General features: G+C 71.5%; 20 protein-coding genes. 18 read left to right on the top strand and 2 right to left on the bottom strand.

Annotated features, from left to right (window positions below):
- Positions 1 to 77: 77 nt before the first annotated feature.
- The gene (locus tag QWI33_RS08595; protein ID WP_289956799.1) at positions 78 to 1,292 is read right to left on the bottom strand and encodes a ribonuclease D; all 1,215 of its coding nucleotides are present in this window, start codon (positions 1,290 to 1,292) and stop codon (positions 78 to 80) included.
- 250 nt (positions 1,293 to 1,542) lie between these two features.
- On the opposite strand from QWI33_RS08595, the gene hemE reads away from it, so the two are divergent.
- The 12 genes from hemE (at position 1,543) to QWI33_RS08535 (ending at position 16,448) form a co-directional block, all read left to right on the top strand.
- Positions 1,543 to 2,583, top strand: coding sequence for a uroporphyrinogen decarboxylase (gene hemE, locus QWI33_RS08590; RefSeq protein WP_289956797.1), 1,041 nt, complete (start codon positions 1,543 to 1,545; stop codon positions 2,581 to 2,583).
- Positions 2,584 to 2,588: 5 nt separating this feature from the next.
- A complete protein-coding gene (gene hemG / locus QWI33_RS08585; RefSeq protein ID WP_289956796.1) occupies positions 2,589 to 4,007 on the top strand; it encodes a protoporphyrinogen oxidase in 1,419 nt (472 codons plus the stop codon).
- 60 nt (positions 4,008 to 4,067) lie between these two features.
- Positions 4,068 to 4,781, top strand: coding sequence for a hydrogen peroxide-dependent heme synthase (gene hemQ, locus QWI33_RS08580; RefSeq protein ID WP_289956794.1), 714 nt, complete (start codon positions 4,068 to 4,070; stop codon positions 4,779 to 4,781).
- A gap of 8 nt (positions 4,782 to 4,789) precedes the next feature.
- Positions 4,790 to 5,002 carry a hypothetical protein gene (locus tag QWI33_RS08575; RefSeq protein WP_289956792.1) on the top strand — a complete coding sequence of 71 codons (213 nt, stop codon included), beginning with the start codon at positions 4,790 to 4,792 and terminating at the stop codon, positions 5,000 to 5,002.
- On the top strand, positions 4,989 to 5,450 hold the full coding sequence (locus QWI33_RS08570) for a S26 family signal peptidase (RefSeq protein WP_289956790.1): 462 nt from the start codon (positions 4,989 to 4,991) through the stop codon (positions 5,448 to 5,450). The genes QWI33_RS08575 and QWI33_RS08570 overlap by 14 nt, the downstream gene beginning before the upstream one ends.
- Positions 5,451 to 5,533: 83 nt before the next feature.
- A complete protein-coding gene (ilvD, locus tag QWI33_RS08565; RefSeq protein WP_289956788.1) occupies positions 5,534 to 7,378 on the top strand; it encodes a dihydroxy-acid dehydratase in 1,845 nt (614 codons plus the stop codon).
- Positions 7,379 to 7,490: 112 nt separating this feature from the next.
- Positions 7,491 to 9,518, top strand: a complete 2,028-nt coding sequence (locus QWI33_RS08560) for a hypothetical protein (protein ID WP_289956786.1) — start codon at positions 7,491 to 7,493, stop codon at positions 9,516 to 9,518.
- Between the two features lie 200 nt (positions 9,519 to 9,718).
- On the top strand, positions 9,719 to 12,481 hold the full coding sequence (locus QWI33_RS08555) for a putative bifunctional diguanylate cyclase/phosphodiesterase (protein WP_289956785.1): 2,763 nt from the start codon (positions 9,719 to 9,721) through the stop codon (positions 12,479 to 12,481).
- 226 nt (positions 12,482 to 12,707) lie between these two features.
- Entirely contained in the window at positions 12,708 to 14,567 is a 1,860-nt protein-coding gene (locus QWI33_RS08550) for an acetolactate synthase large subunit (protein WP_289956783.1), read from the top strand.
- Complete coding sequence (ilvN, locus tag QWI33_RS08545; protein WP_205324813.1) at positions 14,567 to 15,088, top strand: acetolactate synthase small subunit; 522 nt, start codon at positions 14,567 to 14,569, stop codon at positions 15,086 to 15,088. The genes QWI33_RS08550 and ilvN overlap by 1 nt, the downstream gene beginning before the upstream one ends.
- An 18-nt stretch (positions 15,089 to 15,106) precedes the next feature.
- On the top strand, positions 15,107 to 16,117 hold the full coding sequence (gene ilvC, locus QWI33_RS08540; protein ID WP_270115515.1) for a ketol-acid reductoisomerase: 1,011 nt from the start codon (positions 15,107 to 15,109) through the stop codon (positions 16,115 to 16,117).
- Between the two features lie 220 nt (positions 16,118 to 16,337).
- A complete protein-coding gene (locus tag QWI33_RS08535) occupies positions 16,338 to 16,448 on the top strand; it encodes a sigma factor-like helix-turn-helix DNA-binding protein (protein ID WP_289956777.1) in 111 nt (36 codons plus the stop codon).
- Positions 16,449 to 16,649: 201 nt separating this feature from the next.
- On the opposite strand, the gene QWI33_RS08530 is transcribed toward QWI33_RS08535, so the two are convergent.
- A complete protein-coding gene (locus QWI33_RS08530) occupies positions 16,650 to 17,264 on the bottom strand; it encodes a TetR/AcrR family transcriptional regulator (protein ID WP_289956775.1) in 615 nt (204 codons plus the stop codon).
- A 90-nt stretch (positions 17,265 to 17,354) separates the two neighbouring features.
- Here QWI33_RS08530 and QWI33_RS08525 point away from each other — a divergent pair, with 90 nt between their 5' ends.
- The 6 genes from QWI33_RS08525 (at position 17,355) to QWI33_RS08500 (ending at position 22,491) form a co-directional block, all read left to right on the top strand.
- Entirely contained in the window at positions 17,355 to 18,401 is a 1,047-nt protein-coding gene (locus tag QWI33_RS08525; protein ID WP_289956774.1) for an aldo/keto reductase, read from the top strand.
- Between the two features lie 71 nt (positions 18,402 to 18,472).
- On the top strand, positions 18,473 to 19,978 hold the full coding sequence (gene miaB / locus QWI33_RS08520; protein ID WP_289956771.1) for a tRNA (N6-isopentenyl adenosine(37)-C2)-methylthiotransferase MiaB: 1,506 nt from the start codon (positions 18,473 to 18,475) through the stop codon (positions 19,976 to 19,978).
- A 32-nt stretch (positions 19,979 to 20,010) separates the two neighbouring features.
- Positions 20,011 to 20,331, top strand: a complete 321-nt coding sequence (locus tag QWI33_RS08515) for a FitA-like ribbon-helix-helix domain-containing protein (RefSeq protein ID WP_289956769.1) — start codon at positions 20,011 to 20,013, stop codon at positions 20,329 to 20,331.
- Positions 20,328 to 20,765 carry a type II toxin-antitoxin system VapC family toxin gene (locus QWI33_RS08510; RefSeq protein ID WP_289956767.1) on the top strand — a complete coding sequence of 146 codons (438 nt, stop codon included), beginning with the start codon at positions 20,328 to 20,330 and terminating at the stop codon, positions 20,763 to 20,765. The genes QWI33_RS08515 and QWI33_RS08510 overlap by 4 nt, the downstream gene beginning before the upstream one ends.
- A 53-nt stretch (positions 20,766 to 20,818) precedes the next feature.
- Entirely contained in the window at positions 20,819 to 21,487 is a 669-nt protein-coding gene (locus tag QWI33_RS08505; protein WP_353895409.1) for a HEAT repeat domain-containing protein, read from the top strand.
- Positions 21,488 to 21,492: 5 nt separating this feature from the next.
- A complete protein-coding gene (locus QWI33_RS08500; RefSeq protein WP_289956763.1) occupies positions 21,493 to 22,491 on the top strand; it encodes a HEAT repeat domain-containing protein in 999 nt (332 codons plus the stop codon).
- Positions 22,492 to 22,513 lie beyond the last annotated feature (22 nt).

Below are 22,513 nucleotides of genomic sequence, written 5' to 3'. Positions count from 1 at the left end.
AAGGGACGAACGGTGCATGAACGCAGGCGGCGGGCACACCGAGCGGCCCGCGCGAAGCGGGTCGGCGGCAGCGGCCGTCAGGCGTTGAGGGCGGCCGCGAGGCCTTCGGCGAGGAGCTCGATCTGCCACTCCCGGGCGCCGTTCTCGGCGAGCACCGTGCGGATGTGCTGCTCGGTGACCTTCTTCGGGGGCTCCCAGGCCAGGCCGCGCACGAGCGCGGGCGCGATGAGGTTCTCGGCGGGGAGGTTGTGCTTCTCGGCGGTCTCGGCCACCACCTCGCGGGCGGCGGCGAGGCGCTCGGCCGCGACCGGGTCGCGGTCGGCCCAGCGGTGCGTCGCGGGCGGGCCGTCCTGCGGCGGGGTCGTGGACGGCAGCTCGTCGTTCGGGACGGTGCGCGCGTCCGCCAGGGCCGCGAGCCACAGGCGCGCGTTGGTGCGGCCGCCGCGCCGGCGGAAGCCCGGCAGGCCCATCAGTTCGGCGAAGTCGGTCGGGTCGGCGGTCGCCGCTTCGACGATCGCCGCGTCCGGCAGGACCTTCCCGGGGGCGCGGTCGAGCTTGCGGGCCAGGTTGTCCCGGGCCTCCCACACCGCGCGCACGCGGCCGAGGGCCTTGGCGCCGCGCACCTTGTGGATGCCGCTGGTGCGCCGCCACGGCTCCTTGCGGGGCTTGGGCGGGCCGGCGAGGCGCACGTGCTCGAACTCGGCCTCGGCCCAGGCGGACTTGCCCTGCTCGACCAGCTCTGCGGCGAGCTTGTCGCGCAGGTCGGTGAGCAGCTCCACGTCGAGCGCGGCGTAGACGAGCCAGTCGTGGGGGAGCGGGCGCGAGGACCAGTCGGCCGCCGAGTGCTGCTTCTCCAGGCGGTAGCCGAGCAGCTGCTCCGTGATCGAGGCGAGCCCGACCTTCTCGAAGTTGCACAGGCGCGCGGCCAGCTCGGTGTCGAACAGCTTCGCGGGCCGCAGCTCGAGCTCCTCCAGGCACGGCAGGTCCTGGCTGGCGGCGTGCAGGATCCACTCGGGGCCGGTGAGGGCGCGGCGCAGCGGCGAGAGGTCCTCGATCGGGATGGGGTCGACCAGGACCGATCCGGCGCCGGCGCGGCGCAGCTGGATGAGGTAGGCGCGACCCGAGTAGCGGAAGCCGGAGGCGCGCTCGGTGTCGATGGCGATGGGACCGGACCCGGCCTCGAGGCGTTCGGCGGCCTCGGCCAGTTCGGCGGAGGTCTGGATGAGCGGCGGCATGCCTTCACGCGGCTCGGTGAGGAGTTCGGCTTCGGGCTCGGGCTGGGGATCGGTCACCCGTTCACCGTACGGCCAGGTAACCTGCGCGCGCTACTGCCCCGCCGCGCTGGAGACCGATTTCCACCCGATAGTGGGCCAATCACCCTATTTGCCCTCCATGATGGACGGCGGTGTGGGGGGTCGCCCGCCACATCCCCTCCGCGGGTGCGGGGCACATCGCAGCGGCACCGCCGCGTCCCCTCCGTTGCGGGCCACATCGCACTCGCCGCTGCGGGCGGCGGTGCGACCGCCGTGAAAGGATTGCGCCGTGTCCAATGCAGCAGCGGTTCCTTCAGCGTCCCCGTTCCTCGCGGCCTGCCGCGGCGAAGCACCGAGCCACACCCCGGTCTGGTTCATGCGCCAAGCCGGGCGCTCGCTTCCCGAGTACAAGAAGGCCCGCGCCGGCACCACGATGCTCGAAGCGTGCAGCACCCCCGAGCTCGTCGCCGAGATCACCATGCAGCCCGTGCGCCGCTACGGCGTGGACGCCGCGATCTTCTTCTCCGACATCGTCGTGCCGATCGCCGCCATCGGGGTCGACGTCCAGATCGTCCCCGGCACCGGCCCCGTCGTCGCCGAGCCGTTCCGCACCGAGGCCGACGTCAAGCGCCTGCGCAACCTCGACCCGTGCGACGTCACCTACATCACCGAGGCGATCGGCCTGCTCGGCAAGGAGCTGGGCGACACGCCGCTCATCGGCTTCGCCGGCGCCCCCTTCACCCTCGCGTCCTACCTCATCGAGGGCGGCCCCAGCCGCGACCACGCGAAGACCAAGGCGCTCATGAAGTCCCGCCCGGAGGTCTGGCACGGCATCGCCTCCCGCCTCGCCGCGATCTGCGGCGAGTTCCTGCGCATCCAGGTCGAGGCCGGCGCCAAGGCCGTGCAGCTCTTCGACTCCTGGGCCGGGGCCCTCTCCGAGGCGGACTACCGCCGCTTCGTGCTCCCGCACTCCACCGCCGCGCTCGCGGGCGTCGCGCAGTCGGTGCCGCGCATCCACTTCGGCGTCGGCACCGGGCACCTGCTCGAAGCGATGACCGAGACCGGCGCGGAAGTCAGCGGCATCGACTTCCGCATCCCGCTCGACCAGGCCGCGAAGCGACTGCCGGACAAGGTCCTCCAAGGGAACCTCGACCCGGCCGTGGTCTTCGCCGACGACGCCGCCCTGCTGGCCGAGACCGACGCGGTCCTCGAAGCCGCCAAGGGCGCCAAGGGGCACATCTTCAACCTCGGCCACGGGGTCCTCCCCGACACCGACCCCGCGAAGCTCAAGCTCGTGGTGGATCGCGTGCACGAGGCCACCGCGCGATGAGCCCGATGACCCCTGCCCGCGGCAGCGTCTCCTACGACCCCGGCGCCCCGGGGCGGACGCGGGTCCTCATCGTGGGCGGCGGCATCACCGGCCTCGCCGCCGCGCACCGCCTGCGCACGACCCTCGGCCCGGACGCCGAGATCATCGTGGCCGAGCAGGCGATGCGCCTGGGCGGCAAGATCCACACCGTCGACTTCGCCGGACGCCCGGTCGAGACCGGCGCCGAGTCGCTCCTGGCCGCCCGGCCCGAGGCGATCGGGCTCGCCGAGGCCGTGGGCCTGGGCGACGCGATCGTGTACCCCTCGGACGCCAAGCCCGCGCTGAGCCTCGGGGGCGAACTGCTCGACTTCCCGGCCGGGCACATGATGGGCATCCCCGGCGACCCCGCCGACGTCGCGGCCGTCGCCAACGCCAAGGAGCGCCCGGACAACGGCCTGCCGATCCTGGAGCCCGGCACGGACATGTCCGTCGGCGAGCTGGTCCGCTCGCGCCTCGGCGACGAGGTCCTGGACCGGCTCGTGGCCCCGATGCTCGGCGGCGTCTACGCCGGCGACGTCGACCGGCTCTCCGTGCGCGCGGTCATGCCGCAGCTCGCCGCCGCCCTCGAACACCATGCGCGCCTTACGGACGCGGTGAACGAGATCAAGCGGCCGCCGAGCGACGGGCCCCGCAGGCCCGTGTTCGCCACCATCGACGGCGGCCTCGAGCGGCTCGTCACCGCCACCTCCGCAACGGCCCGCGCCGAGGTCCGCCTCGGCATGACCGTGCGCGAACTGCGCCAGACCCCCTACGGCTGGGAGGTGATCGCCGGGCCGGTGCCCGACCCGATCAGGATCAAGGTGGACGCCGTGATCCTCGCCGTCCCCGCGTCCCCCGCCGCCGTGCTCCTGCGCGCCGTCGAACCGCAGGCCGCCGCCGCCCTCTCGGGCGTCGCCTACGCCTCGGTCGCCTTGGCCGCCTTCGCGTTCGACAAGGTCGACCTGCCTGAGCGCTCCGGGTTCCTCACGCCCGCATCCGAAGGCAAGACCGTCAAGGCCGCGACCTTCGCCAGCAAGAAGTGGCCGCACCTGGGGCGCCGGCGCCAGATCGTGCGCGTCTCCATGGGCCGCTTCGGCGAGGAGGCCCTGCTCCAGTACGACGACGCCACCCTCGCCAAGACCGCCCTGCGCGAACTCGGCGAGCACCTCGGCATGCGCCTGCCCGACCCGGTCGAGCAGCGCGTCGACCGCTGGGGCGGCGCGCTCCCGCAGTACACGCCCGGCCACGACGCCCGCATCAGCGCCGCCCGCGACGCCCTCGGCGCGCACCGGGGCATCGCGATCGCCGGTGCGGCGGTCGACGGCGTCGGTATCGCGGCGTGCATCGCCTCGGGTCAGCGCGCGGCCGATACGATCGCAGCCTCGGTGCAGACCGCCGACCGCTGACGGGCGGCGAGTGCCAGGCGCCTGAGTGCACACTTCGACTCGAACAAGAAGGGCCGCAACGTGACTGAACGCCACGGGAACAACCCGAACGCGCAGCGCATCAAGGAGCTGAACGAGACCGTCCGGTACACGCTGTGGTCGGTGTTCCGCGTCGAGGAGCCCATGCCCTCGATCCGGCAGGACCTCGCCAGCGACACCGAGTCGTTCTTCGCGAAGCACTGCGGCGACCACGGCGTCACCGTTCGCGGCACCTACGACCTCGCCGGGATGCGCGCCGACGCCGACCTCATGGTCTGGTGGCACGCCGAGTCGAGCGACCAGCTCCAGAAGGCCTACGCGGACTTCCGCCGCTCCGCCCTCGGCCGCCACATGGCGCCCGTGTGGTCGAACATGGCCCTGCACCGGCCCGCCGAGTTCAACCGGAGCCACCTCCCGGCGTTCCTCACCGAGGACCCGAAGGGCTACGTGTCCGTCTACCCGTTCGTGCGGTCCTACGAGTGGTACCTCCTCCCCGACGAGGAGCGCCGCGACCTGCTGCGCGAGCACGGCCAGATGGCCCGCGACTACCCGGACGTGCGGGCGAACACCGTCCCGGCCTTCTCGCTCGGCGACTACGAGTGGATCCTCGCGTTCGAGGCGGACGAGCTGCACCGGATCGTGGACCTCATGCGCGAGCTGCGGGCCTCCGGCGCGCGGCGCCATGTGCGCGAGGAGACCCCGTTCTTCACGGGCCGGCGCCGCAGCATCACCGACATCATCAACGACCTCCCGTAGGGGCCCCGATGGATCCCTCGAATGCGGACAAGCTCGACGGCTTCGGCGCCGCATGGGTGACGATCAACTTCGTCGTGGTCGTCGCGGTGGTCCTCGCCCTGGTCTACGGCGTGCTCGTCGTGATGGCCGCCTTGGGTCTGACCTCGTTCTCGATGTTCGAGCGCTTCCGCAAGAAGCGGCCCGAGGAGGCCGAGGACGGCGGGATCGATGACCTCTTCTAACTGGTTCTTCGCCCTGGGGCTGATCGTCGCCGCCCTCCTTACGGCCGAGTCGGTGCGGCAGCTGCGCCGCCGCTGGGTGCTGGTCGAGATCAAGGGCGTCTCGATGGAGCCGGCGCTGCACGACGGCGACGAAGTGCTCGCCAAGCGCACGCGCAACATCGCCGTCGGCGACATCGTGGTGGTCACCGCCCCCGACCCGCGGCTGGGCTGGGCCGAGGCGAAGCGGGCCCCCTCGGTGAAGTTCGCGAGCCGTGGATCTGCACCGTCACCCTGGTGGGTGAAGCGCGTCACGGCCGGCCCCGGCGAGCCCATGCCCGACTCCGGCGAGCCCGTCCCGCCGGGCCACTACTTCCTCCTCAGCGACAACCCGGAGGTGAGGGACGACTCCCGCCGCCACGGGCCCTGCCCTGCGAACCTGATCGTCGGTTCAGTCATCCGCTCCTTCTGACCCGCCGCCACCTGCTCAAACCTTAGGCGGTCCTAAGGTCCGGGCGCATCGTCCCGTTATTTAGGACGTGGCAGACTTGATCCATGCCAGCGCTACGTTCACGCACTTCCACACACGGCCGCCAGATGGCGGGCGCCCGCGCGCTCTGGCGCGCAACGGGCATGACCGACTCCGACTTCGGCAAGCCGATCGTGGCCATCGCCAACTCGTACACGCAGTTCGTCCCCGGGCACGTGCACCTCAAGAACATGGGCGACATCGTCGCCGAGGCCATCGCCGAGGCCGGGGGCGTCTCCAAGGAGTTCCACACGATCGCCGTCGACGACGGCATCGCCATGGGCCACGGGGGCATGCTCTACTCGCTGCCCAGCCGCGAGATCATCGCCGACTCCGTCGAGTACATGGTCAACGCGCACTGCGCCGACGCGCTCGTGTGCATCTCCAACTGCGACAAGATCACCCCCGGCATGCTCATGGCCGCGCTGCGCCTGAACATCCCGGTCGTCTTCGTCTCGGGCGGCCCGATGGAAGCCGGCAAGACCGTCGACAAGGACGGCATCGTCGTCCAGAAGCTCGACCTCGTCGACCCGATGGTCGCGGCCGCGAACGACGACGTCTCCGACGCGCAGCTGCGCCAGATGGAGCTCGACGCCTGCCCGACCTGCGGTTCCTGTTCGGGCATGTTCACCGCGAACTCGATGAACTGCCTCACCGAGGCCATGGGCCTGTCCCTGCCGGGCAACGGCTCGACCCTCGCCACGCACACGGCCCGCCGGGCCCTGTTCGAGGAGGCCGGGCGCACGGTCATGGACCTGGCCCGCCGCTACTACGAGCAGGACGACGAGTCAGCCCTGCCGCGCAGCATCGCCACCCGCGAGGCCTTCGAGAACGCGATGGCGCTCGACGTCGCCATGGGCGGCTCCACGAACACGATCCTGCACCTCCTGGCCGCGGCCCGCGAGGCCGAGCTGGACTTCAACGTGTCGGACATCGACGCGATCTCGCGCCGCGTCCCCTGCCTGTCGAAGGTCGCGCCGAACTCGCCGAAGTACCACATGGAGGACGTGCACCGCGCCGGCGGCATCCCCGCGATCCTCGGCGAGCTGTACCGCGGCGGGCTGCTCAACGACGGCGTCCGCACCATCCACTCGCCGACGATGGCCGAATGGCTCGGCAAGTGGGACATCCGCGCCGAATCGCCTGCGCCCGAAGCGATCGAGCTCTACCACGCCGCGCCCGGCAACGTGCGCACCACGCAGGCGTTCTCGACCTCGAACCGCTGGAAGACCCTGGACACGGATGCCGAGGACGGCTGCATCCGCTCCGTCGAGCACGCCTACACCAAGGACGGCGGCCTGGCCGTGCTGTTCGGCAACCTCGCGGTGGACGGCTCCGTCGTCAAGGTCGCGGGTGTGCCCGAGGAGAACTGGACCTTCACGGGTCCGGCCCACGTCTTCGAGTCGCAGGACGACGCGGTGCAGGGCATCCTCGACAAGTCCGTGAAGGAGGGCGAGGTCGTCGTCATCCGCTACGAGGGCCCCAAGGGCGGCCCCGGCATGCAGGAGATGCTGTACCCGACCTCGTTCCTGAAGGGCCGCGGCCTGGGCCGCAAGTGCGCGCTCATCACCGACGGCCGCTTCTCGGGCGGCACCTCCGGCCTCTCGATCGGGCACGTGAGCCCCGAGGCCGCCGGCGAGGGCCTGATCGCTCTCGTGGAGGACGGCGACATCATCGAGATCGACATCCCGGCCCGCAGGCTGGAACTCAAGGTCGATGACGCGGTGATCGCCGAACGCCGCGTGGCCCAGGAGAAGCGCGACCAGCCCTACACGCCGGTGGACCGCGACCGCGTGGTCTCCCGCGCGCTCCAGGCGTACGCCGCGATGGCCACCCCGGCCAGCGACGGCGCGGTCCGCAAGGTTAACTAGCGCAACGCATCCACGGCGGGGCCCGGTCTGCACAGGTGCAGCGGACCCCGCCGTTGGCGCGTCCCGGGCACAATGAACGCGCCCACGCCCCCTCATCCCCGGAGCGCCCCACATGAGCGACAGCTACTCGTCAAGCGACCACTCGTACTCCGGCGATGCCATGTCGACCTGGTACTGGACGGACGCCGGGCGCGAACGCGCCCAGCTCGAGGCGATCGAGGAGCAGCGCGCGCGCACCCGCCGGCTCGAGCGCGAGCGCCGGGCCGGGGAGGCCAAGCTCGCCGAGAAGATCTCGACGGCCGCCTCCCAGATGAACTCGCGGCTCGACACGCTCCTGCGCTGGACCGAGCTGCGCTTCCAGCTGCTGGAGTTCGACGAGTGCCAGGCGCGCAAGGAGATCCGCAACACCGTGCGGGCGCTCGCCGGGGGCCGCATGCCGGTCCTGCGCGCGGTCGACGACGTACCGGGGTACTGGCTGCCGCCCGCCGCGGCGGCCGTCCTGCCGCTGGTGGTGCGGGACCGCTTCCCGGGGCAGGGGACCGCCGTGAGCGCGTTCGCGGACCTGCAGGCGGGCCTGGAGGCGGCGCGCGAGCGCGACGCCGTCAGGGCCGAGCTGTTCAGCCTCGCCGTCGGCCGCTGCTTCGACCAGCCCGCGTTCATCGACGCGGCCGCGCTGCGCCTGCTGAGCGAACCCGCCGACCTCGGCGTCGCGGCACCCGGCCAGGTCGCCCGGGGCTGGCGGACGCTGTGGGAGGAGGCCGCGACCGGCGCCTTCGGCCCGGCGGCGACGGCGCAGATCGCCTCGCTGCTGCGCGAGCACTTCGACCCCGGGGCCCTCGACGAGGCCGCGCTGGCCGAGTGGGACAAGGCGATCGAGCAGTTCGGCCCCTCACGTGCCGAGTCGTTCGCGGCGCTGGAAGCCCACTTCTCGGCGGCCCTCGGCACCGGCGAACGGACCGCCCCCGCCGATGCACCGGCACCCGGCATCGGCGATGCGCCCGCCGCGGAGCGCGGCACCACCGCCGATCCGCTGCGCCTGGGCGACGCCGCGCCCGGCCACGAGACCGATGAAGCGGACGCGCCGCGCAGTGCCGTCGAGACCCAGTCCAATTCGGACGCCGCGTCCGATCCGCTGCGCCTGGGCGACACCGCTGCGACTGACGCACTGCGCCTCGGCGAGGCGACGCCCGGCCGCGAGGCCGATGAAGCGGACGCACCGCTCGATGTCGTTGGGGCCCAAGCCAATGCGGCCACCGCCGCGGATCCGCTGCGCCTCGGCGAGGCGCAGTCCGGTCACGAGGCCGACGAACCGAACGCGCCGCTCGATGCCGCAGGGGCCCTCGACGGTGCGGCGATCGACCGGACCGCCGAACCGCCCAAGCACGACGCCGCCTGGCGCTCCTACCTCCAAGAGCTCATCGAGGAACCGAGCGCCGCCGAACTGCCGCTGGTCAGCGAGATGACCGCGCTCAACCCCGCTCCTGAAGCGCGCGAAGGCGATCGCCGCTCCTGGTCCGACCCGGCCGGGACCGTCGCCGACCTCGTCCGCCGCGACCTGTTCGACCCCGAAGCCCCGATCCCGCTGCGCCGCATCGCCCTCGGACTCGCCGCGCCGCTCCTGCGCGAACGCCTCGACCGCATCGAAGCCTCCCTCGGCACCACCGAGAAGGCCGTGGTCACCGTGCGCCGCCGCGGCGAGTACATCGAGGTCACCAGCGAAGGACACGACCCCGACCAGTTTGCCGCCGTCGAACGCCGCATCGACCAGGCCTTCGCCGCCGCCGCACCCTCCAAACCCCTCAGCTACGGCATCGCGGCCGCGCTCGGCGTCCTCGGCGTGCTCATGATCGTCCTCGGCCAGTGGTTCCTCGGCGTCCTCTTCGCCCTCGCCGTGATCATCCCGCTCTGGAAGTACCGCACCGACCTCGCCAAGGCGACCACGAGCAATCACCGCCGCGACGAGCAGCTCGCCGAGACCCGCGCAGCACTCGTCAAAGCCCGCAAGGACGCCGAGAACCAGGAACGCTCCGGGACCGAAAGCGGTCTCGCCACCCGCCGCGGCATCGAGCGCCTCCGCGAGTGCCTGCCCGCCGCAGCGACCGCGAGTGCGCCCGGACCGGCGGCGCCGACCGCGAACTGACGGCCGCACGCCGCGCCGCGCGGGCCCGACCCGTCGCGAACGCCGCCGAGGTCGGGCCGCGTAAGCCCCGATCCCGGCGAAGTCGGACTCCCGTAACCCCGTGCGGGACCTCCCCACGCACTTGCGGAGGGCCCGATACGGATCGGTACGAGGATGCGGCATCCTGTTAAGCACGAGGTTTCCTACGATTGGGTCAGTGGATGGCGCCGACACCCCGCCGCGTGCGGCAGCTGCTGTCGTGGTTCGCGACCGCCGCAGTGTGGTGCTCAGTCCTCACCGCCGCCGTCGTCGTCGGCGTGCACTCCGCCTTCCCGCGCATCGACCCCGCCTCCGCCGCCGTCCTCGGCAGCATCGGCGCGGCCTGCGCCGGACTCCTCATGTGGCGCGCCGCCGGACGCATCGCCCCCGCCCGCCGCGTCACCTACCAGCTCATGGCCGCCGGCATCCAGGCCGTCGCCGCCGGCATCGCCGCCGCCTGCTGGCTCCCCGGCAGCGGGGCGTCCCTCGCCGCAGGCCTCGGCTTCAGCACCGCCGTCGTCATCTGGTCCCTTGCGCTGCTACGCCTCCCGGACAACGGCTGGGACCCGCAAGCCGTGCAGCGCCGCCTCGTGGACGGCTCGTTCGTCGGCCTCTGCTTCCTCTTCGCCGTCTGGCTCCTCGCCTTCAGGCCCCTCTTCGAGCGGTACCGCGGCCACCTCGCCGACGGCGACCTCGCCATCGTCATCCCCGCCATGATGGGCGTCGTGATGCTCGGCGTCGGCTTCACCACCACCTTCCGCATCCAGCGCTGGCGCCGCCGCCACGCCCTCGCCTACATGGCCGTCTTCGCCGTGCACCTCACCGCCATGGCCACCTACATGACCTGGCAGTGGGACCGCCCCGACGAGCGCATCCTCTGGTGGTCCGTCGCCTGGGTCGCCACCTGCGCCGCCCTCCTCGGCGTCACCTACCTCGCCCGCACCCAGAAACCCGCCCCCGTCGACAAGCCCAACTACCCCGGCGTCCACTACTCCGTCATGGCCGGCGCGGCGGCCCTCGCCGCCGCCGCGGTGCTCTTCAACGGCGGACACGTAGGCCCGCTCCCGCTCGACGCCGCGCTCCTCGCGCTCGCCGCCGCCGGAGCCCTCGCCGCCCGCCTGGTCCTCACCTACTTCGACGTCCGCCGCGTCACCGGCGAGGCCGCCGCCCGCCAGCGCAAGCTCTCCGCCATCGTAGGGGTCGCCTCCGACACCGTCCTCGTCCTCGACCCCGACCTCACCGTCACCTGGCACCCCGAGGACTCCGCCTGGCGGCCCGCCACCGAATCCGGCAGCTGCGTCGGCGCGTCCTTCCTGGACCTCGTCCACATCGACGACCGCCGCACCGCCGAAGAGGACCTCCGCACCCTCCTGGACGGCATCAGCCACACCCGCCACGTCTCCCTGAACGTCCGCGTCCGCGACTCCGCCCGGCGCTGGCGCCACACCGAGACCGTCGTGACGGACCTGCGCGGCAAACCCCAAGTACGGGGCCTGGTGGCCCGCGTCGAGGACGTAGGCGCGCGCCGCAGCCTGGAGACCGAACTCGCGCGCATGGCCTACACGGACCCGCTCACGGGCCTGGCGAACCGCCGTGCGCTCCTCCAGAGCCTCGAAGACGGCGTGAGCGCCGAAGAGCACCAGACCGCCCTGCTCCTGCTCGACCTCGACGGCTTCAAGAACGTCAACGACACCCGCGGCCACGACTTCGGCGACGAACTCCTCGTCGAAGTCTCCCGCCGCATCAAGGAACTCCTGCGCCCCACCGACGTCGGCGCCCGCCTCGGCGGCGACGAGTTCGCGATCCTCTTGCGCGCCAGCTGGTCCGAAGCCGTCGCCACCGCGAAGGCCCTCGTCGCCCGCCTCGGCGAACCCTACGACTTCCACGACGAGTCCACCGTGTTCACCACCGGCTCGGTCGGCATCGCCACCGCCGCCGAAGGCTTCGGCGACCCCGAGATCCTGCTCCGCAACGCCGACCTCGCCCTCCGCGCCGCCAAGCAGGCCGGCAAGAACCGCTACGCCACCTACGACTCCGAGTTCGACCGCAAGGTGCGCCGCAAGAACGAGCTCACCCAGGAGCTGCGCGGCGCCATCCGCCGCGACGAGCTGCGCCTGGTCTACCAGCCCGTCTTCGCCACCGCCGACCGCTCCATCGTCGGCGCCGAAGCCCTCATGCGCTGGCACCACCCCCGGCTCGGCCACGTCAGCCCCGGCGAGTTCATCCCCGCCGCCACCGAATCCGGCCTCACCCAGGACCTCGCCGTCTGGGCCGTCAACCGCGCCGCCGAACAGCTCGCCACCTGGGCCGCCGCCGGCATCAAAGCCTGGATCTCCGTCAACGTCTCCGTCAAGGAGCTCCACACCCACCTGTTCGCCACCGAGGTCAACACCGCGCTCATCGCCGCCGGCGTCCCGGCCCGCCGGCTCGTGCTCGAAGTGACCGAGCACGACTTCTCCCACCAGATGAACACCCTCGTCGCCCAGCTCAGCGCCCTCCGCGGCGCGGGCGTGCGAATCGCCCTGGACGACTTCGGCTCCGGCTACTCCTCGCTCGGCCAGCTCGAGCGCCTCCCGGTCGACATCATCAAGATCGACCGCGACCTCATCGCCAAGGACGACGGCGGCGTCGGCCCCCTCGCGGCCATCACCGTCGCCCTCGGCCGCATCCTCGGCATGGAGGTCATCGCCGAAGGCGTCGAGACCGACACCCAGCTCAACGCCATGATCGCCGCCCAAGCGCCCCTCGTGCAGGGCTACCTGCTCGCCAAACCGATGGAGCCGGACGACCTGACGCGCTGGCTCGCCGACGACCCGCGCGCTCTGCCGCCCGCGCTGCCCGCGCCGGGCGATCCGGCCGACGTGATCGAACCCGTGTCCGTCCCCGGCGATGCCGGGGCGTCCGGCGACACGCCGAACGACGTCCCGGAGTCTGAGAAAAGTTGACTCACGGGCCGGAATCGTGCATCCTGGGGAGCGTGCCGAAGCAGAACTACGACCTGAGCATCGCGACCGCGCCCGCCGCGCGGCCGCTCGTCGTAGTACTTATCTAGCGCACCGTCGTTCTCCGACGGTGCGCTCGCCCCGTGCGTCTAGCACGCGGGCGATTTTTTCTGCCCGGGGAACGACGCCACATGTCGAACCAGCCACATCTCCCTATTGGACGAAGGACATGAGCACACCAGTGAAGGCACCGAAGCCTGGGCCGCAGGCTGCCAAAGCTCAGCCTGCGAGGCCGAAGGCCCCCAAGCCGGCTCCTCCGATCGGCGCTTCCGGCGCCGCACCCGTCCTCACCGGCGCGCAGGCCGTCGTCCGCGCGCTCGAGGAGCTCGAGGTCGAGGCCGTCTTCGGCATCCCGGGCGGCACGATCCTCCCGGCCTACGACCCGCTCCTGGACTCCGAGAAGGTGCGCCACGTCCTCGTCCGCCACGAGCAGGGCGCCGGCCACGCCGCGCAGGGCTACGCGCAGGCCACCGGCAAGGTCGGCGTGTGCATGGCCACCTCCGGCCCCGGTGCGACCAACCTGGTGACCCCGCTGGCCGACGCGCACATGGACTCCGTCCCGATCGTGGCCATCACCGGCCAGGTCGTCTCCTCCTCCATCGGCACCGACGCCTTCCAGGAAGCCGACATCTGCGGCATCACGATGCCGATCACCAAGCACTCGTACCTGATCACCGACGCCGAGGACATCCCGCGCGTCCTCGCCGAGGCCTTCTACGTGGCCGCCTCCGGCCGCCCCGGCCCGGTCCTGGTCGACATCCCCAAGGACATCCTGCAGTCCGAGGCCCCCTTCGTGTGGCCGCCGAAGATGGACCTGCCGGGCTACCGCCCCACGACGCAGCCGCACGGCAAGCAGATCCGCGAGGCCGCTGCGCTCATCGCCGAGGCCAAGAAGCCCGTGCTGTACGTCGGCGGCGGCGTCATCAAGTCCGGCGCGCACGCCGAGCTGCTGGCGCTCGCCGAGCTGACCGGCGCCCCGGTCGTGACCACCCTGATGGCGCGCGGCGCCTTCCCCGACTCACACCCGCAGCACCTGGGCATGCCCGGCATGCACGGCACGGTGCCCGCGGTGCACGCGCTGCAGAAGTCCGACCTGCTGGTGGCCCTGGGCGCCCGCTTCGACGACCGCGTCACCGGCAAGCTCGCGTCCTTCGCCCCCGAGGCGAAGATCGTGCACGTCGACATCGACCCGGCCGAGATCGGCAAGAACCGCGAAGCGGACGTGCCGATCGTGGGCGACTGCAAGGCCGCCATCTCGGCGATGATCGAGACCTACGAGGACGGCGGCAAAGAGCGCCTGAAGACCTGGTGGGAGACCCTCGACGACCTGCGCGGCCGGTACCCGCTGGGCTACACCGACATCGATGACGGGCTGCTGACCCCGCAGTGGGTCATCCAGCGGCTCGGCGAGCTGGCCCCCGAGGACACGATCTGGACCGCCGGCGTCGGCCAGCACCAGATGTGGGCTTCGCAGTTCATCAAGTACGAGACCCCGGGGACGTTCATCAACTCGGGCGGCCTGGGCACCATGGGCTACGCCGTGCCGGCGGCCATGGGCGCCAAGCTGGGCGAGATGGACCGCACCGTGTGGGCCGTGGACGGCGACGGCTGCTTCCAGATGACCAACCAGGAGCTCGCCACCTGCGCGGTCGAGGGCATCCCGATCAAGGTCGCGGTCATCAACAACGGCAACCTGGGCATGGTCCGCCAGTGGCAGACCCTGTTCTACGACAAGCGGTACTCGCAGACGAACCTGTCGACGCACCACTCCGAGGCCTCGCCGCGCATCCCGGACTTCGTGAAGCTCGCCGAAGCCCTCGGCTGCGTCGGCCTGCGCGCGGAGACCGTCGATGAGGTCGACGACATCATCAAGCAGGCCAACGCGATCAACGACCGCCCGGTCGTGGTGGACTTCACCGTCGGGCCGGACGCGATGGTGTGGCCGATGGTCCCGGCCGGCGTCTCCAACGACGAGATCCTGTACGCGCGCGACGTGCGCCCGAACTTCGACGACGAGGGTGAGATCTGATGAGTACGCACACGCTGTCGGTCCTCGTCGAGAACAAGCCGGGCGTCCTCGCCCGCGTGGCCGCCCTGTTCTCCAGGCGCGGCTTCAACATCGACTCCCTCGCCGTCGGCGAGACCGAGCACCCCGGCGTCAGCCGCATCACCATCGTGGTGGACGTCGAGGCGGGCTCGCTGGAGCAGGTCACCAAGCAGCTCAACAAGCTCATCCACGTCCTGAAGATCGTGGAACTGGAAGCGGGCTCCTCCGTGCAGCGCGAACTGCTGCTGGTGAAGGTCCGCGCCGACGCCGCCACCCGCGGCCAGGTGATCGCCGCCGCCGAGCTGTTCAAAGCCCGCTCGGTCGACGTCACACCCGACACGGTCACCTTCGAGGTCACCGGGAACTCCGACAAGATCGAGGCGTTCCTGGAAGTCCTCGAGCCGTTCGGGATCAAGGAGCTCGTCCAGTCGGGGACGGTCGCGCTCGGGCGCGGCGCCAAGTCGATGGCGTCGCTGTCGCGCTACGTCTCTCCGAATAGCTAGTAACGAAGGAAGCAGTACATGTCCGCTGAAGTGTTCTACGACGACGACGCCGATCTGGCCCTCATCCAGGGCAAGAAGGTCGCCGTCCTCGGCTACGGCTCGCAGGGCCACGCCCACTCGCTGAGCCTCCGCGACTCCGGTGTCGAGGTCGTCATCGGTCTGCAGGAGGGCTCCAAGTCCCGTCCGAAGGCCGAGGAGGCGGGCCTGAAGGTGCTCACGCCGGCCGCGGCCGCCGAGTGGGCCGACGTCATCATGATCCTCGTCCCGGACACGGCGCAGGCCAAGCTGTACGCCGACGAGATCGCTCCGAACCTGTCCGCCGGGAACAGCCTGTTCTTCGGCCACGGCTTCAACATCCGCTACGACCTGATCCAGGCCCCGGCGGACGTGAACGTCGCCATGGTCGCCCCGAAGGGCCCGGGCCACATGGTCCGCCGCCAGTTCGTGGACGGCAAGGGCGTCCCCGCGCTCGTCGCGGTCGAGCAGGACCCGTCGGGCGACACCCAGGCGGTCGCGCTCTCCTACGCGAAGGCGATCGGCGGCACCCGTGCGGGCGTCCTGAAGACCACCTTCAAGGAGGAGACCGAGACCGACCTGTTCGGCGAGCAGGCCGTGCTGTGCGGCGGCGCCGCCGAGCTCATCAAGGCAGGCTTCGAGACCCTGGTCGAGGCGGGCTACGCCCCCGAGGCCGCGTACTTCGAGTGCCTGCACGAGCTCAAGCTCATCGTGGACATGATCTACGAGGGCGGCATCGCCAACATGTGGTACTCCGTCTCGGACACCGCCGAGTACGGCGGCCTCACCCGCGGCCCGCGCGTCGTCAACGCCGACACCAAGGCCGAGATGAAGCGCATCCTCACCGAGATCCAGGACGGCACCTTCGCCAAGGAGTGGGTCGCGGAGTCGGAGAAGCGCGAGAACTACAAGAAGCTCCAGCAGGAGCAGGCCGACCACAAGATCGAAGAGACCGGCGCCAAGATGCGCGCGCTGATGCCCTGGGTGCAGCGCAAGATCACCGAGACCGCTTAAGCACTAAGCGCGCGCTCATGCGCTGTTAGCAGCGCAAGATCACCGAGAGGCCGGGAACCGCACTGCGGATCTCGGCCTCTCGGCGTTCCTATTCGAGGACCCGGTCCTCATCGAGTGGCACATCGCCCCGGAAATCGACGCGCGCATCGCTGAGGCGCGAGAGGGCGCTGAGAAGGCCGTCCAGCTTCAGGCGCAGGCTTCGCGCATTACCCGCGAGACCGTGGTGCTGCTCAAGGGCGAGGGCATGACCGGTCGTGACATTGCGGCGGTCCTCGGCATCTCGGAGCAGCGCGTCTCCCAACTCGCGACGTCGGCGAGCATGGCGGCCTGATCGGTGGGCGAGTCCGAAACCGCCGTACCCGCGAACGGCGAACGGCCAGACCGACAGGTTCTCGACGCTCGCTCTCCGCGGATCCGCCGCCGGTTGCACGCGCTCTGTTCGACGATGCGGCCGTTGCCGATCGTCGACGTCAGAGCGGCGAGGCCATCGTGGGCTACGACGAGGACGGTCTCCCCGCCTGACCGATGCCGCCTAGCCCGCGGTGAAGGCTCCTTCTCGGGCGGCCACGGCCGCGGCCTTTGCGGCGCGGTCGGCCATGGCTCGGTCTACGGGGTCGCCGGCGATGAGAAGTCGGTAGTAGAGGGGCGCTGAGACGGCGCGGATGACCTCGTGGGGCTCGGTGCCTTCGGGGACCTCGCCGCGTTCGACGGCGGCCGTGACGCAGGGCGCCCACTCCTCGGTGCGGATGCGGTAGAAGCGGTGGAGTGCCTCGGCGGTCTGGGGGTCGCAGGCGGCGGCGGTGATGAGGGCCTTGAAGAGCGGGCCCTGCCGACGATCGCTCAATGTGGACTGGACGAGGCGGGCCTGGGCCGTGAGGTCGCCGAGGAGCGAACCGGTCTCGGTGCGCGGCAGGGACTCTTCGGCCATCTCCGTGAGCAGGTCGGCCACGAGCCCGGGCACGGTGCCCCACCGGCGGTAGACCGTGGTCTTGCCGACGCCGGCGCGGCGGGCGATCTCGGCGAGGTCGAGGCGGTCGAAGCCGTCCTCGGCCAGGGCGTCTCCGGCGGCGCGGAGCACGGCCTCGCGGACCTTCGCGGTCCGGCCGCCGGGGCGGACGGTGCCGGGATCGGGACGCTCGTCACTCATAACGGGACTCCAGTTGCGTTAATGATGCTTCGTGGGATAGCTTAGTCGAAGTTCTTAACGGAACTCTAGAACCATTAGAAGGGCTTCATCATGGAATACCGCAGGCTCGGCGCTTCAGGCCTCCACGTCCCCGCCCTCAGCTTCGGCGCCGGCACCTTCGGCGGGCGCGGCCCGCTCTTCAGCGCCTGGGGCGACACCGACACCGACCAGGCCCGCCGCATGGTCGACATGGCGCTCGACGCCGGCGTCACCATGTTCGACTCCGCCGACGTCTACTCCGACGGCGAGTCCGAGCGCGTCCTCGGCCGGGCCCTCAAGGGCCGCAGGGACCGGGCCCTCATCTCCACCAAGGCCGGCCTCCCGACGGGGGAGGGGCCGCAGGATGCGGGGACCGGCCGCGCCCGCCTCATCGCCTCCGTCGAATCCGCCCTCAAGCGGCTCGGCACCGACTACATCGACCTCTTCCAGCTCCACGCGTTCGACGCGGGCACCCCCGTGGAGGAGACCGTGAGCGCCCTCGACGACCTGGTGCGATCCGGCAAGCTCCGCTACATCGGCGTCTCGAACTTCGCGGGCTGGCAGCTCATGAAGTCCCTCGCCGCCGCCGACGCGCACGGCTGGACCCGCTATGCGGCCCACCAGGTCTACTACTCGCTCGTCGGCCGCGACTACGAGTGGGAGCTCATGCCGCTCGGCCACGACCAGGGCGTCGGCGCGGTCGTCTGGAGCCCCCTCGGCTGGGGCCGCCTCACCGGCAAGATCCGCCGCGGGCAGCCGCTCCCGGAGGGCAGCCGCCTCCACGAGACCGCCCAATGGGGCCCGCCCGTCGAGGACGCGATCCTCTACGACGTGGTCGACGTCCTCGACGAACTCGGCGAGGAGACCGGCAGGACGATCCCGCAGATCGCCCTCAACTGGCTCCTGCGCCGCCCCACCGTCGCCTCCGTCATCATCGGCGCCCGCAACGAGCGCCAGCTCCAGGACAACCTCGGCGCGATCGGCTGGGAGCTCACCGCCGACCAGGTCGCCCGCCTCGACAAGGCCAGCGGCCGCACCGCGCCCTACCCGTACTACCCGTACGAGGTCCAGGAGGGCTTCGCCCGCCTCAACCCGCCGCTCATCGCGCGGGCGCAGTGATCCGGCAGGGCCGGGTCCCACTCGGGTCCCGGCCCTCGGGCTGTGACGTGACTCGCGTCTATCCTGGGAGGGTGGTTGACCAAGCGGTGAAGACGTACCAGGTGAAGACGTACGGCTGTCAGATGAACGTGCACGACTCCGAGCGCATCGGGGGCCTGCTCGAGGAGGCCGGGTACGTGCCGGTCGCAGCCGACGCCGCGCCGGACCTCGTCGTGTTCAACACCTGCGCAGTGCGCGAGAACGCCGACAACAAGCTCTACGGCAACCTCAGCCACCTCGCGCCCGCGAAGCGCGAGAACCCCGACATGCAGATCGCCGTCGGCGGCTGCCTCGCCCAGAAGGACCGCGGCGAGATCGTCAAGCGCGCCCCCTGGGTCGACGCGGTGTTCGGCACGCACAACATCGGCTCGCTGCCGGTGCTCCTGGAGCGCGCCCGCCACAACCAGGAGGCCGAGGTCGAGATCCTCGAGACCCTCGAGACGTTCCCCTCCGCCCTCCCCACCAAGCGCGACTCCACCTACTCCGGCTGGGTCTCGATCTCCGTGGGCTGCAACAACACCTGCACGTTCTGCATCGTGCCGAGCCTGCGCGGCAAGGAGAAGGACCGCCGCCCCGGCGAGATCCTCGCCGAGGTCCAGGCCCTGGTCGACGAGGGCGTCTCGGAGGTCACGCTCCTGGGCCAGAACGTCAACACCTACGGCGTCGAGTTCGGGGACAAGCTCGCCTTCGGCAAGCTTCTGCGCGCCTGCGGTCAGATCGAGGGCCTGGAGCGCGTGCGGTTCACCAGCCCGCACCCGAAGAACTTCACCGATGACGTGATCGCGGCGATGGCGGAGACGCCGAACGTCTGCCACTCGCTCCACATGCCGCTCCAGTCCGGCTCGGACAAGGTGCTCAAGGAGATGCGCCGCTCCTACCGCTCCGAGAAGTACCTGGGCATCATCGACGACGTCCGCAAGGCGATGCCCGACGCGGCGATCACCACGGACATCATCGTGGGCTTCCCCGGTGAGACCGAGGAGGACTTCCAGGCCACCCTCGACGTCGTCGAGCAGGCCCGCTTCTCCAGCGCCTTCACCTTCCAGTACTCCATCCGCCCCGGCACCCCCGCCGCGACGATGGAGGACCAGATCCCCAAGGCCGTGGTCCAGGAGCGGTACGAGCGCCTGGTGGCCCTGCAGGAGCGCGTCTCCTGGGAGGAGAACCGCAAGCTCGAGGGCACCGAGGTCGAAGTCCTCGTCACGGTGGGGGACGGCCGCAAGGACGCCGCCACCGGCCGCCTCTCGGGCCGCGCCCGCGACGGCCGCCTCGTCCACTTCAACGTGACCCCGAGCGCGACCGACCCCACGGGCAATGCCGAAGGCGTGCGCCCCGGCGACGTGATCACCACCGTGGTCACCTACGGCGCCCCCCACCACCTCGTCGCGGACGGCGAGGTCCTGACCCACCGCGCGACGAAGGCGGGCGACGCCTGGGCCGCGGGCAGGGCCACTAAGCTCCCCGGCGTCAGCCTCGGCATGCCGGGCATCGGCCGCAAGCCCCTGCCCAAGGCTGAAACCCCTGGCTGCGCCTGCTGATATCATTCCTCTTTGGGTGCTATCATCGAGGGATGAAACAGCTCCTGCTCCGCGTTGACGACGACCTCCACGCCCGCCTCACCGAGCGCGCGAAGCGTGAGCACCGCTCGGTCAACGCGATCGCGAACGAGATCCTCTCCGTCATCGGCGAGAAGGACGGCCGCACCGCGACCGAGAAGGTCCGCGCCAAGGCCGCGGCCCTCGGCATGCTCGCCCCGCCGCTGAAGGTCGCCAAGGAACCCACGGCGACCCGCGACGTCGAAGCCCTGCGCGCCCGCGTGCTCGAATCGATGCGCGGCGTCGGCCCCATCCTCGACCAGATGTTCGAGGAAGACCGGGACCGCCTCCTGTGATCGTCTACGCCGACTCGTCGGTGCTGGCGCGCTCGTACCTGCCCGACGAACGCGGCCACGCCGAAGCCCTGAAACTCCTGCGCGACCCCGAGATCCTGGTGGTCACCGGCTCGTGGACCCGCATCGAGGTCGCCGGGGCGCTCGTGCGCACCGCCCGCGCCAAACGCCGCGACAAGGACCAGCTGCTCGACATCTGGCGCGCCGACACCGGCCCGGACGGCCCGATCACGGTCATCTCCGCCCCGCAGGACCAGGTCGAAGGCGAGGCCTTCGAGATCGTCGCGACCCACGGCATCCGCGCCATGGACGCCTGGCACATCGCCACCGCCACACTCCTGCTCCCGGACCTCGCCGCCGGCGAGCCGTACGCGTTCGCCTCCCGCGACAAGGAGCAGGCCGCCGTCGCCGAACTCCGGGGCTTCACGCTCGTCTGACGCCTGCGTCACCCGATCCTTGACATTGACACGGTGTCAAGGCGAACACTGGGATGCAGGAGGTGGTTCCCATCCACACGGAACGCAACACGCAGCTCATCGCGGCCCTCGCCGCCGAGGCCCCGTCCACGCGGCTCAAGGCCGCCCTCACCATCGGCACCGACCCCGACGCGGCCCTGCTCGACGCCCTCGTGGCCCGCTGCGGAACCGAGCCCGACTTCTACGTGCGCGACATGCTCACCTGGGCCCTGACCCGGCTCCCGCCGGACCTCACGGTCCCGCGCCTGCTCGCCGAACTCGAATCGGACGGCTCGCAGGCCCGCAGCCAGGCCCTGCACACCCTGTCGAAGATCGGGGACCCCCGCGCCTGGCCCGCGATGACGCCGGCGCTGCTGCGCGACCCCGACGACGAGGTCGCCCGCGCCGCCTGGCGCGCCGCCGAAGCCGTCGTCCCCGAAGGGCGCGAACGGGACCTCGCCGAGACCCTCGCGACCCAGCTGGGCCGCGGCGGGCGCGAAGTCCAGCTCAGCCTCAGCCGGGCCCTCGTCGCGCTCGGCGCGATCATCGAACCGATCCTCCAGCGGACGCTCGCGAGCGGCGACCCGGTCGTGGCCGCCCACGCCGCCGCCACACAGCGACTCCTCGAAGACCCCGACGCCGCGTTCGAACCCGCCGTCAAAGAGGCGAAGCGGATCTACGCCCTGGGCACCGAAAGGAGCTGAACGACATGCTGATCGGTGAGGTCGCACGCCGCTCGGGCGTCAGCGCCCGGATGCTCAGGCACTACGAGTCCCTCGGGCTCGTGCGGCCCACCGGTCGCACCGTGGGCGGCTACCGCGAGTACGCCGACGTGGACATCCAGCGGATCTTCCACGTGGAGAGCCTGCGGACCCTGGGCCTGTCGCTGCGCCAGATCGGCCAGGTCCTCGACGACCCGGGATTCGCCCCGGCCGACCTCATCGGCGACCTCATCCGGGAGTCCGAGCGCCGCCTGGCCCGCGAGCAGGAACTCCTCAAGCGCCTCCGCGCGGTCGATGCGTCCGAGCCCGCCGGCTGGGAAGCGGTCCTGCGCATCGTGGAACTCCTGCGCGGCCTCGGTTCGCCCAGCGCCGCAAGGCGACAGCAGGCCGTCCTCGCCCCCGAGGCGGACATGCCCGCCCCGGTCCTGGCCGAAGCGGTCCTCACCGAAGCCGACCCGCACGTCGCCGGAGCCCTGCGCTGGGCGCTCGCGCGAGCCGGCGCGGACGCGGCGAGCCTGGCCCCCGGGCTCGCGAGCGGCGACGTCGAGGTCCGCCGCCGCGCGGTGCAGATGCTCGCCGAGATCCCCGGCGACGACGCGGGCGACATCCTCACCGACGCGCTCGCCGACACCGACCGGCGCGTCCGCGGCCGCGCCGCCCTGGCCCTGGGCGCGCGCCGCAGGCCCGAAGCCGTGCCGGTCCTCATCGACATGATCGTCGCCGGCGCCAACGATGTGGAAGCGGCCGAAGTGCTGGGGGCGTTGGCGAACGACCCCGAACTCGCGGCCCCGATCCAGCAGGCGCTGGCCGCCGAACTCGCCGCGCCCGCCGCGGACCACTCGGTGCGGATGCGGCTGGTCCAGGCCCTCGCCGAGATGCCCGACGCGATCGCCGTCGCGCTGCTGCGAGGCCTGGCCGCCGACGCCGACCGCACGGTCGCCCGCACCGCCGCGGCCCTGGCCGCGCTGATCGAGGACCGCGCCTGAACCGCCCGCACGCAGTTCATGC

Source organism: Glycomyces tritici, from assembly GCF_030403505.1.
This window is presented reverse-complemented; position numbering and strand designations above follow the sequence as displayed.

Excerpts from the sequence above, each read along its gene's own strand:
- hemG (WP_289956796.1), top strand. The coding sequence starts at position 2,589 with ATGACCCCTGCCCGCGGCAGCGTCTCCTACGACCCCGGCGCCCCGGGG.
- QWI33_RS08575 (WP_289956792.1), top strand. The coding sequence starts at position 4,790 with ATGGATCCCTCGAATGCGGACAAGCTCGACGGCTTCGGCGCCGCATGG.
- QWI33_RS08570 (WP_289956790.1), top strand. The coding sequence starts at position 4,989 with ATGACCTCTTCTAACTGGTTCTTCGCCCTGGGGCTGATCGTCGCCGCC.
- ilvD (WP_289956788.1), top strand. The coding sequence starts at position 5,534 with ATGCCAGCGCTACGTTCACGCACTTCCACACACGGCCGCCAGATGGCG.
- QWI33_RS08560 (WP_289956786.1), top strand. The coding sequence starts at position 7,491 with ATGAGCGACAGCTACTCGTCAAGCGACCACTCGTACTCCGGCGATGCC.
- QWI33_RS08555 (WP_289956785.1), top strand. The coding sequence starts at position 9,719 with ATGGCGCCGACACCCCGCCGCGTGCGGCAGCTGCTGTCGTGGTTCGCG.
- QWI33_RS08550 (WP_289956783.1), top strand. The coding sequence starts at position 12,708 with ATGAGCACACCAGTGAAGGCACCGAAGCCTGGGCCGCAGGCTGCCAAA.
- ilvN (WP_205324813.1), top strand. The coding sequence starts at position 14,567 with ATGAGTACGCACACGCTGTCGGTCCTCGTCGAGAACAAGCCGGGCGTC.
- ilvC (WP_270115515.1), top strand. The coding sequence starts at position 15,107 with ATGTCCGCTGAAGTGTTCTACGACGACGACGCCGATCTGGCCCTCATC.
- QWI33_RS08530 (WP_289956775.1), bottom strand. The coding sequence starts at position 17,264 with ATGAGTGACGAGCGTCCCGATCCCGGCACCGTCCGCCCCGGCGGCCGG.
- QWI33_RS08525 (WP_289956774.1), top strand. The coding sequence starts at position 17,355 with ATGGAATACCGCAGGCTCGGCGCTTCAGGCCTCCACGTCCCCGCCCTC.
- QWI33_RS08515 (WP_289956769.1), top strand. The coding sequence starts at position 20,011 with ATGAAACAGCTCCTGCTCCGCGTTGACGACGACCTCCACGCCCGCCTC.
- QWI33_RS08505 (WP_353895409.1), top strand. The coding sequence starts at position 20,819 with ATGCAGGAGGTGGTTCCCATCCACACGGAACGCAACACGCAGCTCATC.
- QWI33_RS08500 (WP_289956763.1), top strand. The coding sequence starts at position 21,493 with ATGCTGATCGGTGAGGTCGCACGCCGCTCGGGCGTCAGCGCCCGGATG.